The sequence below is a fragment of the Halalkalibacter hemicellulosilyticusJCM 9152 genome, assembly GCF_000513115.1.
Taxonomy (GTDB): domain Bacteria; phylum Bacillota; class Bacilli; order Bacillales; family Bacillaceae_D; genus Halalkalibacter; species Halalkalibacter hemicellulosilyticus.
Genome location: NZ_BAUU01000023.1, coordinates 60905 through 75801, shown reverse-complemented (window position 1 = coordinate 75801; position 14897 = coordinate 60905). Strand labels below are relative to the sequence as shown.

The window sequence follows — 14897 nt, the reverse complement described above, 5'->3', positions numbered from 1 at the left end:
ACAACAATTGTCTCTTTTTCGCTTGGCTTTTGTTCAGTTTTCAAAGAACTTGTCAATGTCACTAATCGTTTAACAGCGACTTTCAAATCATACCAAAATGAAATGTCATTGTCAAATCTTTTTTTGTCTAAAAGTATTCTCTGTCTTAGCGACAAGAAATAATATAACATTATTTATCTGTATAGCGCAAGTGCTTTTTTAAAAAAATTAGATCTGCATTCCCCTTAAAGGAAAAAGTACGATATTTTTTTAACTGTCGAAGTCCTTTAGGACTTCGACAGCAGTCTGCTCTTATTCAGGCTGATCTCTATGTCGCATTTGCGGAAACAGTAAAACATCGCGAATAGATGGCGAATTCGTTAACAACATCACTAAACGATCAATTCCTATACCAAGCCCTCCGGTCGGCGGCATTCCATACTCCAACGCTTCAACAAAATCTTCATCCATCATGTGAGCCTCTTCATCACCTTGTTCACGCTCAACAAGCTGTTGCTCAAAACGCTGACGCTGATCAATCGGATCATTAAGCTCAGTAAAAGCATTAGCATGCTCTCGACCAACAATGAATAGTTCAAAACGATCGGTAAAGCGCCCATCGACCTCATTTTTCTTTGCTAAAGGCGAGATAGCAACTGGGTGGCCATATATAAACGTAGGTTGTATCAACTCTTCTTCAACAAAATGCTCAAAAAATTCATTGACAACATGCCCAAACGTCATCGTCTCTTTAACAGGCACACGATGCTCTTTCGCTAGCTGACGTGCTTCCTCGTCACTCAATTGCTGCCAAAAATCAACACCCGTCTTCTCCTTAATCGCATCCACCATATGAACCCTCTTCCATTTAGGGGTCAAATCCACCTCATGGTCTCCATACGTAACAATCGTTGTCCCTAGAACTTCTTTGGCAATATGAGCCACAAGATTCTCGGTCAATTCCATAATATCATGATAATCAGCATACGCCTCATACAATTCGATCATTGTAAATTCAGGATTATGTCGCGTCGACACCCCTTCATTACGAAATACTCGTCCAATTTCGTACACCTTCTCTAAGCCACCGACAATGAGACGCTTTAAATGAAGTTCAATAGCAATTCTCATATATAATGTCATATCTAACGCATTATGGTGTGTAACAAAAGGACGAGCCGAGGCACCACCGGCAATTGAATGCATTGTCGGTGTCTCTACCTCTAAGTAACCATTAGAATCTAAATACCGACGCATTGATTGTAAAATACGACTACGCAAAACAAATGTATCACGAACTTCCGGATTCACAATTAGATCGACGTAACGTTGACGGTAACGTTGCTCAATATCTTTTAAACCATGAAACTTATCTGGTAGTGGGCGCAATGATTTCGAGAGTAGCGTAAAGCTTTGTACCTTTATCGATAATTCGCCAACCTTTGTCTTGAAAGCCGTTCCTTGAACACCTACAATATCACCAATATCAATTGAATTAAAAAGCTCATACGCCTCATCGCCAACGGCATCTTTACGGACATAAATTTGAATTTGACCCGTTAAATCCTGGATATGAGCAAAGCCCGCTTTTCCTTTTCCGCGCTTTGTCATAATTCGTCCAGCAAGAATTACTTCATTTTCCTGCTCGGCTAATATTTCTTTATCCAGCTCACCAAACTGTTCGTTCATTTCTCTAGCAGAGTGACTTCTCTCAAACTTCTCTCCAAAGGGGTCAATCCCCTTTTCTAGCAATTGCTTTAGCTTGTCCCGTCTCACCGTTAACAATTCATTTAACTCTATTTCCTGCGACATCTATTTCACTCCTTACTTTGTAATCAAACTCTTATGCCCGATTCTATGTAGAAAAACTGCCAGTGACAACACTGGCAGTATACTTATCACAAACGAATTATAGTGAAGAGTACGCTAAAAGTCAAACAGCACTTAACTTCTCTTCCGGCTGCTCTTCTAGCTGCTCAATATAACCGAACAATGTGTTAGCCACATCATCTCTTGTAGCAAACTGATTGATTTGATCGCGGATGCGCCCACTGCCTCGCATTCCTTTTAAATACCATGCTGCATGTTTACGCATTTCACGAACAGCGACATGTTCGCCCTTTAAATCAATTAGTCGATCCAGATGCAACATACAAACATCGATCTTTTCACGCGGGGGCGGTTCAACCGGTGTCACCCCATGCTCTAAGTAATTGATCGTTTGATACAACATCCATGGGTTCCCTAAAGCCGCTCTCCCAATCATGACACCATCCACACCCGTTTCGTCTAGCATACGTTTAGCGTCTTCAGGTGTCTTCACATCACCGTTACCTATGACAGGAATGGATACAGACCCTTTCACTTGCTTGATGATATCCCAGTTCGCAACACCTTCGTACATTTGAACACGTGTACGTCCATGTAACGCAATCGCACTACCACCAGCACGCTCTACCGCCTGTGCATTTTCTACCGCAAAAATATGCTCCTCATCCCAGCCCATTCTCATCTTCACTGTAACAGGCTTCTGAACAGCATCAACTGTCGCTGACACCATTTCATATATCTTATTTGGGTCCAACAGCCATTTCGCTCCTGCATCACATTTCGTAATTTTTGGAACAGGACACCCCATATTGATGTCAATAATATCAGCATTCGTATTTTGATCAACGAATTTCGCTGCCTCTACAAGCGTATCCTTTTCACCACCGAATATTTGTAAGCTCAAAGGCTTCTCGCGCTCGTCAACGTATAGCATACTTAATGACTTCTCATTTTTGTGTAAAATGGCCTTGTCACTTACCATCTCAGCACAAACTAAGCCTGCACCAAACTCTTTCGCTATTAATCGAAAGGCAGGGTTACAAACACCGGCCATCGGTGCAAGAACAACTTGGTTTTTCATTTTAATAGAACCTATTTGCAACATGTTCTTCACCTCCCATTTAATTTCCCTTCACTTCATCTATAACGACATTTAGCGTGGCAGCAATACGTTCTAGCTGTTCTTCTGTAGGTTGTCGGCTCTCCCTTTCAATCTCACCGAGTACAGATAGTGAGAGACCCACCTCTTTTGCAAAGCGTTGTTGAGTATAGCCTTTTAGTTTTCGAAACGCTCGGATGCGTCGTCCAAAGTACTCCATACCTTTACCCCTTCTTTATCTGGTAATGTATCATAAAGCTCTTCAACAGTCTGTCCTTTAGCTGCAACATACAACGTCGGTGCAATTTCTTTTAGTGGCACTAACACAAAAGCACGTTCCCACATCCTCGGATGAGGAATGATTAAATGCTCCATCTCCATATTTTCTTGATCATAGAGCAGAATGTCAAGATCTATTGTACGTGGCCCCCATTTTATTTCTCGTGTTCGACCACAATCTCGCTCGATCTGTTGCATTTTTTCCAGTAATTGCTCACTTGTTAAACTTGTTCGAATGGATATGACCATGTTTAAAAAGCTTTGTTGATCCTCATATCCAACTGGATCTGTTTCATAAATAGAGGAGCGTGTGCATACTTCAATCATAGCTTCTTGACTAAGTAAATCAATCGCTTTCTCCAAATGGGCGTGGCGTTTTCCAATATTAGATCCTAATGCAATATAGGCAATATGCTTCATGACCTTCCCCTCGTTATTTCAACAGCAACCGACTTATATTGTCCAGCAATCGGTGGATTGGGCTTCGTTACTTTTACCGTACACTCCTGTAAAAGTGTGTATGTTTGTAATAATTCAGCTGCAATTTTCTCCGCCACAACCTCTATTAAATTATAAGGCTTACCCTCAACAATAGATTGAATGCGTTCATACGCATCACCGTAATCAATCGTATAAGTTAGATCATCTGTCCGTCCAGCTTCGATCAAATTTAGCTTCATGACAACATCCACGATATAACGTTGACCGAGCTTCTTCTCTTCTTCAAAGACACCGTGATAACCGTAGAACAGTAATTCATTTAAATAGATTCGATCCATTCTTCTACTCACCCTTTCTCATTAGCGCATCCATCATTTGTGTCATTCGTGCCATTTCCTTCACATCATGTACACGCATAATCGAGCACCCCTTCATCACACCGTAACAAACCGTTGCACCTGTCCCCTCCACTCGTTCGTCGACTGGAAGCTCTAATGTTTTGGCAATAATCGATTTTCGTGATGTCCCAAGTAAAACAGGGTAACAAAGATTGACAATACGATCCAAATGACGCATAACTTCCATATTTTCCTCATATGTTTTTGCGAAGCCTATTCCAGGGTCTAAAATGATATTGCCTTCCTTTACACCAGCCTGCTTACATAACGCAATACTTTCTTGCAAATCATTTATAACCTCAAACATCAAATCAGCGTAAACCTGATTCTCTCGATTATGTGTCAAAATAATCGGGACACCATGGCGAGCAGCTACTTGCGCCATCCTTTTATCCCATTTCGCCCCCCATACGTCGTTAATGATAGAGCTCCTGCCTGAATCGCTTCATTAGCAACTTCTGCCTTGTACGTATCGATTGAAATTGGCACATCCACTTCCTGGTGCAGAGCACGAATAACAGGCAGCACCCGTTCTAATTCTTCCTCCACTTCAACAAATGTAGCACCCGGCCTCGTTGATTCACCACCTACATCAATGATATCAGCACCATCAGCAACCATTCGCTCCGCCTGCATAACCGCTAACTCGACATCATTATAACGACCGCCATCAGAAAATGAGTCCGGTGTCGCATTGAGAATACCCATTATTATTGTTTTCTTTTTCATCTTCTCTTGCCATTTTCCCAACTGTTTCACCTACCTACTTCAATTCGTCACTATTCCACAACCGTCGGCGACCCTTTTCAAACGAGCCTTGAAGCTGAGTCGTTATGAATCGATCTCCTTTTCTTTGCCCAGCAAAATATAACGGTACGACCTCTTGAATCGAATTTGTCATGAAGACTTCATCTGCTTCCTTTACATCAGTTGACAGAAAAAAGCCTTCTTCATAATGAATCCCCCAATGATCTAACTGCTTTAATACAAACTGTCTTGTTATGCCATTTAAGATTCCGGTTTCTAACGCTGGCGTATACACGATGCGATCACGTACCCAGAATATATTTGAAACAATTCCTTCCGCTACAAAGCCCTCTTCCGTCAAAAAGATCCCTTCTTTGTCTCCGCTTGGCCCTAACTCCCTCTTCGCTAAAAGATTATTTAAATAATGGTGCGATTTTAAGCGCTCAGAACCCTCAGGTGTATTTCTCCGAAGCTGAAGAAACTCCGCTTTCTTTTCCAACGGTCTATTCGGTAACGGTTTAACAAACACAATGACTGAAGGCTGTTTATACTGCCCTGTATATAAGCCAACATCCTCAATTCCAGCTGAAATATTCCACCGTACATAAGCACTTGTAAGTCGATTCTTCTTCAACAGCTTTTGTAAAATGGCCATCACCACTTCTCTAGAATAGCTCCATTGAATATTCAGCTCAGTCAAACCTCGTTGCAAACGTTGAAAATGGTCATCCAACAAAAATGGATGACCATCTACAACCGCAAATGTTTCAAACAAACCGAGGCCATATAAATAACCATGATCATAAGGCGATATGCGTGCCTCGTCTCTATGAATAATGTCCCCATTTACGTAGATGAACACGTTAACGTCTCCTTGCCATAGGTTTCGATGAAATTTCGAAGCATTTTCTTACCATCATCCGTCATGATTGACTCTGGATGAAATTGAACTCCTTCAACAGGTAATTCCTTATGACGAATAGCCATAATTTCCCCTTCTGCCGTTTCAGCTGTAATCTCAAAGCATTGAGGTAATGTTTCTCTTTTCACAATAAGGGAGTGATACCTTGTTGCTGTTAACGGGTTTTCTAATCCTTTAAAAACCGTTTGCGCATTATGTTCAATCTTAGACGTCTTTCCATGCATTAAACGGTCCGCACGTACGACTTCTCCGCCAAATACTTGCGCAATCGATTGATGGCCGAGACAAACACCAAAAATCGGAATTTTTCCCGCAAATGCTGAGATAGCCTCAAGACTAATACCGGCTTCATTAGGACTACAAGGCCCTGGTGAAATCATTAAAAACTCCGGATTTAGCTGCTCAATATCAGCAATCGTAATTTGATCATTGCGCTTAACGACGAGCTCATGACCCATTTCCCCTAAATATTGTACCAAGTTATACGTAAACGAATCATAATTATCAATCATTAAAATCATCTTATTACCTCCTCAACTCATCTAAACTGGATTTTTTCTCAACTCTTCTTCACTAATCTCTAATGCTTTCCATAGGCTCTCGCCTTTTTTAATGATTCTTTATATTCATTCTCCGGTATGGAATCAATCACAATCCCCGCACCTGCTTGCACATGGGCATAGCCATTTTTACAAATCATTGTCCTTATCGCAATATTTAGCTCCATATTCTCATCAAAACCAATCCAGCCAATTGATCCGGTATAGACCGAGCGGCGAACAGGCTCAAGTTCCTCAATGATTTCCATTGTGCGTACTTTAGGAGCACCTGTTATCGTCCCTCCTGGAAACGTAGCACGAATAACATCATATAACGTGTGTCCTTCTGCTAACATGCCCTTCACATTTGAAACAATATGCATGACATGCGAATATTTTTCAATCACCATTAATTCATCGACTTCCACTGTCCCATACGAAGAAACTCTCCCTAGATCGTTTCGCTCTAAGTCAACAAGCATCACATGCTCAGCTCGCTCCTTCTCATTATTAATTAACGTTCCTGCAAGCTCTTGGTCTTCTATTTCGTCCTTACCACGTGACCTCGTTCCAGCTATCGGTCTTGTTGAAAGCTCATCGCCTTGCTTTTTCACTAACAACTCGGGAGAAGCACTAACTAATTGAAAATCAGGTGTTTGCAAATAGCTCATATAAGGAGAAGGATTCAGTTGTCTTAGCCTTTTATATACCTCTAGCGATGGAACATTTAATGGTTTTTGCTGTCTGACAGAAAGGTTCACTTGAAAGACGTCTCCAGCAGAGATATAATCCTGAATTCGCGTTACTGCCTTACAGAATGCCTCTGCTGTTAAAGACGACTTCACTTCCCCTTGACTGTCACCTACCACAATCATCTGTTGTTCATCATCACCATGTATGGTCCACTTCTTGAAGTAGTCTGTTAGTCGTTTATCTAATTGTTCTCCTTCACGCTTGTCACCATATACAATGATCCACATCCGTTGTTCCGTATGATCATATACGAACACATCATCAAATATCATAAAGTAAAGGTCAGGTAATGCCAAATCGTCCTTCGCTTGATTCGGTAAATCCTCAATTTCACGAACAATATCATAGCTGAAGTAACCCATTGCTCCACCTTGAAATGGAGGAAGCTCTGCACTCGTAGGATGATAATAAGGGGTAAGCACGTCTTCTAATAGCTCTAATAGTGCACCTTGCCTTGTTTCGACACCATTTCGATCCTTAATTGTTAACGTTGTCCCTTTACCTGTTACAACTGCACTAGGCTCTAATCCCATGATACTATAACGCCCACCTCGTCCACTTTCTAATAAAATATGATGAGGATGATCTGCAATAAGCTTTGTATAGCGTTTAAACCACTTATTTTCGTGAAGAGGAAAAGACTTAGCTTTTTTCAGTCTTTTCATTTGTTTGGACACCGTCCTCACCTCTGTCTCTTTTCCTTTCGTATATTCTACATGAGAATAGCTATAAAGAAAAGATCCGTTCCTTTTTTCTTCTCGCACCGAGATACCCCCAGCAATATAACCCAAGGGCACTGAAAAAGTTTGGTTTTTACTATTTCAGTGGTCTCATATAACCCTAAACTATTACCATTCATACGTAATTAACTAAGAAAAACGCGGTAGCAGGCTTTTCAGCGTTGTACGGAGCCATTACAATGGGTATACAACATTTATTAATGCTAATTCTATTAAAAAAAGATATCAGAAAAGCAACGAATGCTTCCCAATATCTTTTCTGTTCTATGGATTAAGAATGGTCGCTTAGTCTTCAAATTGATATAAAGGAGTGCTTAAATAACGTTCTCCATTTGAAGGGATAATAGCGACTACCTTTTTACCTGCTCCAAGCTTTTCAGCTAATTGAAGCGCAGCATAAATCGCAGCTCCTGAAGAAATACCACCAAGAATTCCTTCTTCCCTTGCAGCACGACGAGCATATTCAAATGCCTGTTCAGTCGATACTTGGATGACTTCATCGTATACATCTGTATCTAAAATTTTAGGGATGAATCCAGCTCCAATACCTTGAATCTTATGTGGACCTGGGTTACCACCTGAAAGGATCGGAGAATCAGACGGTTCAACAGCAGCAATTTGTAGGTTCGGATAGTGCTCCTTTAACAACCCACCTGCACCTGTAATCGTACCACCTGTACCGATACCTGAAACAAATCCATCAATTTGACCTTCAACTTGCTCAAGTAATTCCTTACCAGTTGTATTACGGTGAATTTCAGGATTCGCTTCATTTTCAAATTGCTGAGGCATGAAGTGTCCCTCTTCTTGCGCAAGCTCAGTTGCTTTGCGGATCGCTCCGCCCATACCTTCTGGTCCCGGCGTTAACACAAGCTCCGCGCCATAAGCACGCAATAAGTTGCGTCTTTCCATACTCATTGTCTCAGGCATCACTAGCTTTGTCTTATAGCCTTTAGCAGCAGCAACCATCGCAAGACCAATTCCAGTATTCCCACTAGTCGGCTCGACAATGACCGTATCTTTTGTTAATTTCCCTGCTTTTTCAGCCGCTTCGATCATCGCAAGTGCGATACGATCTTTAACGGAGCTTCCAGGATTCATATATTCGAGCTTTAAATAGACATCAGCATGCTTATCAGAAACAAGACGATTTAGTTTTACTAACGGGGTTTGACCAATTAAATCAGTAATAGATTGAACGACCTTCATAAATAGTTCCTCCTTTTAATCCCTAGTAAATTTATTGGTTTTATTAAAATAATAGTACCAAACCACTACAAAGGTGTCAATTGAAACGTTTCAAAATTTCATTTTTATTTCACTTGTTCTAGTAATTGTTTTAAATCGTCCTCTGAAAAATGATATTCCTCGTTACAAAAATGGCAACGAGTCTCAGCACCATGGTCCTCTTCAATCATGCTTTGAATTTCCGCAGCTCCAAGACTGATAATCGCATTCTCAATTCTTTCCTTAGAACAATGACAATTGAATACAATTGGTGCTTTCTCTAACACCTTAACATTTTCCTCCCCAAGTAAAGATTGCAAAATTTCTTCGGGCGGCATACCAAGTTCAATCAATTTTGAAATAGGAGGAATGGTAGACAACCTTTTCTCAATTTCTTCTACAATCACATCTTCTGCACCAGGCATTAATTGAATAATAAATCCACCCGCTGCCAAAACAGAATTGTCAGGATTAACAAGCACTCCGACACCTACTGAAGAAGGTGTTTGCTCAGAGGAAGCGAAGTAATACGTAAAATCTTCACCTAACTCACCAGAAACGATCGGAACACTCCCAGTAAAGTGCTCTTTTAAACCAAGGTCTTTAATAACAGACAAGAAGCCTTCCTTCCCTACTGCTCGAGCAACATCTAGCTTACCGTGCTCATTTAAATCAAAATGAACGTGCGGATTGGTCACATATCCTCTCGTTTCACCTTTGGCATTTGCATCGACAACGATCGAACCAATCGGCCCATCCCCCTCAACTTTAACTGTCATTTTTTCATTTCCTTTTAGCATCATCGCCATCATCGTACTTGCCATCATTGCACGTCCTAACGCAGCTGACGCTGTAGGCCATGTCCCTTGTCTTCGAACGGCTTCATTGACCATTTCCGTCGCCACTAACGAATACGCTCGTACTTTACCGCCAAATGCAGTTGCTTTAATTAAATAATCAGTCATTCTATTCGCCTACCTTTTTATTCTTATCATAAATCAATTTCAACCCTTTTAACGTCAAAAAAGGATCAACGTAATCAATCGTTTCTGCCTCTTCAGAGAGCAATTCCGCAAGACCTCCTGTCGCAACGACAACAGGATTACTCTTTGCTGAGGCTTTAAATCGGTTTACCATCCCATCCACTTGACAAATATAACCGTAAAACACTCCTGACTGCATCGCATGAACTGTATTTTTCCCAATTACATGATTAGGCTTGGAAAGTTGGATTCTTGGCAATTGCGACGCTCTTGTATATAGAGCCTCCGCTGAAATCGATAACCCTGGTCCAATCGCTCCCCCCATATATTGCTTCTGTTCATTCACATAACAAAAGGTAGTCGCTGTTCCAAAATCGACGATAATAAGAGGGGCTCCATATAATTGTATGCCAGCTACCGCATTAACAATTCGATCTGCTCCAACTTCCTTTGGATTATCATATTTAATATTAAGACCTGTTTTTATGCCTGGTCCAATGACCAAGGGCTTCTGGTTAAAATACTTTTTACACATTAATTCGAGCGTATACATGATAGGCGGTACAACCGATGAAATAATGACACCTTCCACCATCGAAAAATGTAGTTGTTCTTGTTCAAATAATGCTTTCATCATCATGGCATACTCGTCTTCTGTCTTCTCCCTGCTCGTCGCCATACGCCAATGATACTTTAACGTTCTTCCTTCATAGCCACCGAAAACAATATTCGTATTGCCTACATCAATGACAACAATCAAACTCACTCACCACCACATTTAGAATAGAGCCTAAGAAAAACGCGTTAGCGCGTTTTCTTATTCTACCTTCATCCTCTTTGATTAACCTTTTAAAAAAGAGTGCCCCATAAGGTTTGACCTTATGAGACACCCTATTCATAACGATGAATTATTCATCCTTTTTGTTTGGTGAATCCTTTTGCTCTTCTTCTTGATTCACTGATTCAACATCTGACTTCTGATCATCTTGCTTCGATTGAATGTTTACTTTCACATCACTCGTTTTTTCATCACCATTTTCTTTGTGACGATTCGTATGATGATCTTCAGGCAGTTTGCCCTCGTTTATTAACGATTTAATTTGCTGTGCATCAAGCGTCTCTAATTCAAGTAACGTTTCAGCAACAAGATCAAGACTTGCTTTATTCTCTACTAAAATTTGTCGACAACGCTCATAGCACTCTTTAATGAAACGTTGTACTTCTAAATCAATTTCATGAGCGATCGCTTCACTATAGTTTTGTTCATTTTGAATATCACGACCGAGGAATACTTGACCTCCAGAATTAGAACCAAACTGCATAGGGCCTAGCTTTTCACTCATACCATATTCAGTAACCATTTTCCTAGCGATAGAAGTTGCACGTTGGAAGTCATTATGTGCACCTGTACTCACTTCGCCAAATTGAATTTCCTCTGCAACACGTCCACCAAGTAAACCGATAATTTTGTCAAGCAGCTCTGGCTTCGTCATAAAATAACGATCTTCTTTTGGCAGCATGACCGCATACCCGCCTGCCATACCACGAGGAACAATGGTTACCTTATGTACCATATCTGCGTTTTCAAGCTTCACACCGACAACCGTATGACCAGCTTCGTGCCAAGCAACAATATTCTTTTCCTTTTTCGAAATGACACGACTCTTCTTAGCAGGACCGGCGATTACACGGTCAATGGCTTCTTCAATATGAATCATACTTATCTTCGTTTGGTCATGACGAGCAGCAACAAGAGCTGCTTCATTTAATAAATTCTCAAGATCTGCGCCAGAAAAACCAGGAGTTCTCGCTGCAATAGATTCTAAATCGACATCATCATTAAGAGGCTTATTTCGTGCATGCACTTTTAGAACCTCTGCACGTCCTTTGACATCAGGTCGATTCACTTGAATTTGGCGGTCAAATCGGCCAGGACGTAACAAGGCTGGATCTAGAATGTCAGCACGGTTTGTCGCAGCAATGATGATAATTCCTTCATTTGCACTAAAGCCATCCATTTCAACAAGCAACTGGTTTAACGTTTGCTCACGTTCATCGTGACCTCCACCTAAACCAGCTCCACGCTGACGTCCTACAGCATCAATCTCATCGATGAAAATAATGCAAGGTGCATTTTTCTTCGCATTTTCGAATAGATCGCGGACGCGCGATGCCCCGACACCAACAAACATCTCAACGAAATCTGAACCACTAATAGAGAAGAATGGCACACCCGCTTCTCCTGCAACCGCACGTGCAAGCAATGTTTTCCCTGTACCAGGCGGCCCAACTAAAAGAACCCCTTTTGGAATACGTGCACCGATTGCTGAGAATTTACGCGGATCCTTTAGAAACTCAACCACTTCCACGAGCTCCTGCTTCTCTTCATCAGCACCAGCAACATCTTTAAATTTCGCTTTTTTCTTTTCATCACTAACCATTTTGGCCTTACTCTTACCGAAGTTCATTACACGACTACCGCCGCCCTGAGCTTGGCTTAATAAGAAGAAGAACAAAATGAAGATAATAATGAAAGGAATGATCGATGTAAAGAACGTCACCCAACCACTTGTCTCATCAGCGCCTTCAATTTCAACAACAAGTGGACTACCGTCTGGACCAACAGCTTCTGTTAAGAATTGAGCCGTTTCTTCACTCACTAATAAATTCGATTCAAAATATTCATCTTCAGGCTGATCAGTAAATTGACCACGAATTAAATATACTTGACGAGCTGGCTTGACGGTCATCTCACTTACTTCTCGTTGCTCAACTCGTTCTCTTAGTTCAGTATATGTTACAGGCTTTGTTTCAGTTTGATCGGAACTGAATGCATTCACAATTCCTATAATAACAAGAAAGATAAGTAAATAAAAAATGGTATTACGAAAAATCCGATTCATTCTTGACCTCCTCCCACGACAATAAGACTTCAATTATCGTACCATAACTGTTCATTTGATCACAAATGTTAACTCTCATAAATCTCAGGCTTTAATACCCCAATGTAAGGAAGGTTGCGGTATTTCTCTGCATAATCTAATCCATATCCAACAACGAAGGCATCTGGTACTGTGAAGCCAGTTATATCTGGAATAAGATCAACCTTTCTTCCGTCTGGTTTATCCAGCAATGTCACAATCTTAACCGACTTTGCTTTACGATAATGAAAGAGCTCGACTAAATAACTAAGCGTCAAACCACTATCAATAATATCTTCTACAATTAGTACGTCTCTTCCCTCTACAGAAGTATCTAAATCTTTAATAATTTTCACTTCTCCAGAGGACACTGTGCCTTTACCGTAGCTTGACACATCCATAAAATCCATTTCAAGGTGAGTATCAATTCGCTTTGTTAAATCAGCCATGAAAGGAAGAGCGCCTTTTAACACACCAATAACTAGCGGAAAGCGGCCTTCATACTCTTCTGTTATTTGTCGCCCTAACTCAAGGCATTTACTTTGAATCTGTTCTTCAGATATCAATACCTCTTTAATCTCGTCCTTCATCAAGTTCCATAAACCTCCTAATTGTCTATCAAATCTAAACAACGGCCGACTTTCCCAAGCAAGTTAGTTCTCATAATTACATGATAAAACAAGACGCTTTTTCGTCATAGAATGGACATTAGCAACCATTGACCGATGCAAAAGAGGGACCCATAAAATCCGGCCAGCTCCATCTATGACAATCGGCCACCTGTCTCTTTCTTGCTTAGGAATTTTTCGGTCAATAAACAAACGCGCTATTTTCTTTGTCCCGTTCATCCCACGACAATACATCCGATCATTCGGAAGACGGTGACGAACCGACAACGGAAGTGTCACTTCATCATAATCCACTACCATTTCATCGGCAGATTCATGATCATGCTTATCCGTTATTCGTGCATGTAAGGACCAATCGGCTACCTGTACAAAACCTGGTACAGATAGAATATATGATTGATTAAGCTGTTTATTCATTGGCTCCTTCATAAAATGGCAATTGTTATAGTCGCGTTGAAATAAAAAAGAATGGGGTAAATAATGCTCTCCACTAGGTTGTTCACGTTGTATCATGTGAATCACTTGCTCAATATGTATAGAGGTAACCGTTGGAGAATATTTCCCGTAGAGATAATTTAATATTAGATGAATCATTCTCCTTTGTAAAGGCATGTTCTCAACAACAAAAGAACTACGAGAAATTGTAACGATTTGTTCATTCTTTTGAACAATAATAGAAGACAGCTTATCTTCGGCTAACTGCATTAAAAACCGCTCATCTTCATAAGCCCATTCGCTTTGGCGCTGCATATGGATATGAACCTTTTGATTTTCCCGTTTCATATGTGGCAAGAGATCCTCTCTAAACCGATTCCTCGTATACGTTCTTGATTTGTTACTAGAATCTCTTCTCGGTTCAATACAGGCTTTATTACAATAATGCTCAATTTCACCCTTTGTTATTCCAAGAAACGGACGAATCACTTTTATTTTCTCAATGGTTCGTTTCGGTAAAATCCCGTAAGGCTTCAAGGCATAGCTTCCACTCACGATTTTCATCATCATCGTTTCCATTTGATCATCTCCATGATGCCCTGTCGCAACGACGCTATTCTCCATTTCATGAGCTAGTTCACTAAACCATTGATAACGTAATTGCCGTGCTGCTACCTGGGTACTCACCCGATGATTGGTAGCATAGCTCTTCACATCGACTTTTTCCACAAAAAGTGGAATCGATTTTTCTTGGCAAAATTGTTGAATATAAACCTCATCATCATCAGCTTCTTTCCCTCTAAGCTGGTGATGGACATGGCAGGCACAAACGGAAATATTTAAAGCTGTGCGATTTGACCAAAGCAAATGAAGAAGTGCCATCGAGTCCGGGCCACCTGAAACAGCAACTAAAACCGTTTGCTTCGGCCTTAATAGATTGTGCTTAGAAATAAACGACAAAACTGCTGCTTCCAT

At 40.8% G+C, this 14897-nt stretch carries 13 protein-coding genes and 2 pseudogenes; all 15 read right to left on the bottom strand.

Annotation, left to right across the window (positions count from 1 at the left end; translation table 11 throughout):
• Positions 1-291: 291 nt before the first annotated feature.
• The 15 genes and pseudogenes from lysS to tilS all read right to left on the bottom strand — a co-directional run bounded on the left by lysS (position 292) and on the right by tilS (position 14897).
• Positions 292-1791 (bottom strand): lysine--tRNA ligase, encoded by a 1500-nt coding sequence (gene lysS, locus JCM9152_RS14800; protein ID WP_035345842.1) that lies wholly within the window; start codon positions 1789-1791, stop codon positions 292-294.
• A gap of 121 nt (positions 1792-1912) precedes the next feature.
• A complete protein-coding gene (gene dusB, locus JCM9152_RS14795; RefSeq protein WP_035345840.1) occupies positions 1913-2914 on the bottom strand; it encodes a tRNA dihydrouridine synthase DusB in 1002 nt (333 codons plus the stop codon).
• 16 nt (positions 2915-2930) lie between these two features.
• Positions 2931-3128, bottom strand: coding sequence for a helix-turn-helix domain-containing protein (locus tag JCM9152_RS14790; protein ID WP_035345838.1), 198 nt, complete (start codon positions 3126-3128; stop codon positions 2931-2933).
• Complete coding sequence (gene folK, locus JCM9152_RS14785; protein WP_035345836.1) at positions 3086-3607, bottom strand: 2-amino-4-hydroxy-6-hydroxymethyldihydropteridine diphosphokinase; 522 nt, start codon at positions 3605-3607, stop codon at positions 3086-3088. The genes JCM9152_RS14790 and folK overlap by 43 nt, the downstream gene beginning before the upstream one ends.
• On the bottom strand, positions 3604-3966 hold the full coding sequence (gene folB / locus JCM9152_RS14780; RefSeq protein WP_035345834.1) for a dihydroneopterin aldolase: 363 nt from the start codon (positions 3964-3966) through the stop codon (positions 3604-3606). The genes folK and folB overlap by 4 nt, the downstream gene beginning before the upstream one ends.
• A gap of 4 nt (positions 3967-3970) precedes the next feature.
• A pseudogene (folP, locus tag JCM9152_RS14775) lies at positions 3971-4755 on the bottom strand (dihydropteroate synthase).
• Between the two features lie 34 nt (positions 4756-4789).
• The gene (gene pabC, locus JCM9152_RS14770) at positions 4790-5635 is read right to left on the bottom strand and encodes an aminodeoxychorismate lyase (protein WP_035345832.1); all 846 of its coding nucleotides are present in this window, start codon (positions 5633-5635) and stop codon (positions 4790-4792) included.
• Complete coding sequence (pabA, locus tag JCM9152_RS14765; RefSeq protein WP_035345830.1) at positions 5620-6216, bottom strand: aminodeoxychorismate/anthranilate synthase component II; 597 nt, start codon at positions 6214-6216, stop codon at positions 5620-5622. The genes pabC and pabA overlap by 16 nt, the downstream gene beginning before the upstream one ends.
• A 21-nt stretch (positions 6217-6237) precedes the next feature.
• A pseudogene (pabB, locus tag JCM9152_RS14760) lies at positions 6238-7652 on the bottom strand (aminodeoxychorismate synthase, component I).
• Between the two features lie 360 nt (positions 7653-8012).
• The gene (gene cysK, locus JCM9152_RS14755; protein WP_035345828.1) at positions 8013-8936 is read right to left on the bottom strand and encodes a cysteine synthase A; all 924 of its coding nucleotides are present in this window, start codon (positions 8934-8936) and stop codon (positions 8013-8015) included.
• A gap of 104 nt (positions 8937-9040) precedes the next feature.
• On the bottom strand, positions 9041-9919 hold the full coding sequence (gene hslO / locus JCM9152_RS14750) for an Hsp33 family molecular chaperone HslO (protein WP_035345827.1): 879 nt from the start codon (positions 9917-9919) through the stop codon (positions 9041-9043).
• Position 9920: 1 nt separating this feature from the next.
• Entirely contained in the window at positions 9921-10697 is a 777-nt protein-coding gene (locus JCM9152_RS14745) for a type III pantothenate kinase (protein ID WP_035345825.1), read from the bottom strand.
• A gap of 148 nt (positions 10698-10845) precedes the next feature.
• Complete coding sequence (gene ftsH / locus JCM9152_RS14740; RefSeq protein WP_035345823.1) at positions 10846-12840, bottom strand: ATP-dependent zinc metalloprotease FtsH; 1995 nt, start codon at positions 12838-12840, stop codon at positions 10846-10848.
• 68 nt (positions 12841-12908) lie between these two features.
• Complete coding sequence (gene hpt / locus JCM9152_RS14735; RefSeq protein WP_081728066.1) at positions 12909-13448, bottom strand: hypoxanthine phosphoribosyltransferase; 540 nt, start codon at positions 13446-13448, stop codon at positions 12909-12911.
• A gap of 63 nt (positions 13449-13511) precedes the next feature.
• On the bottom strand, positions 13512-14897 hold the full coding sequence (gene tilS, locus JCM9152_RS14730; protein ID WP_052015985.1) for a tRNA lysidine(34) synthetase TilS: 1386 nt from the start codon (positions 14895-14897) through the stop codon (positions 13512-13514).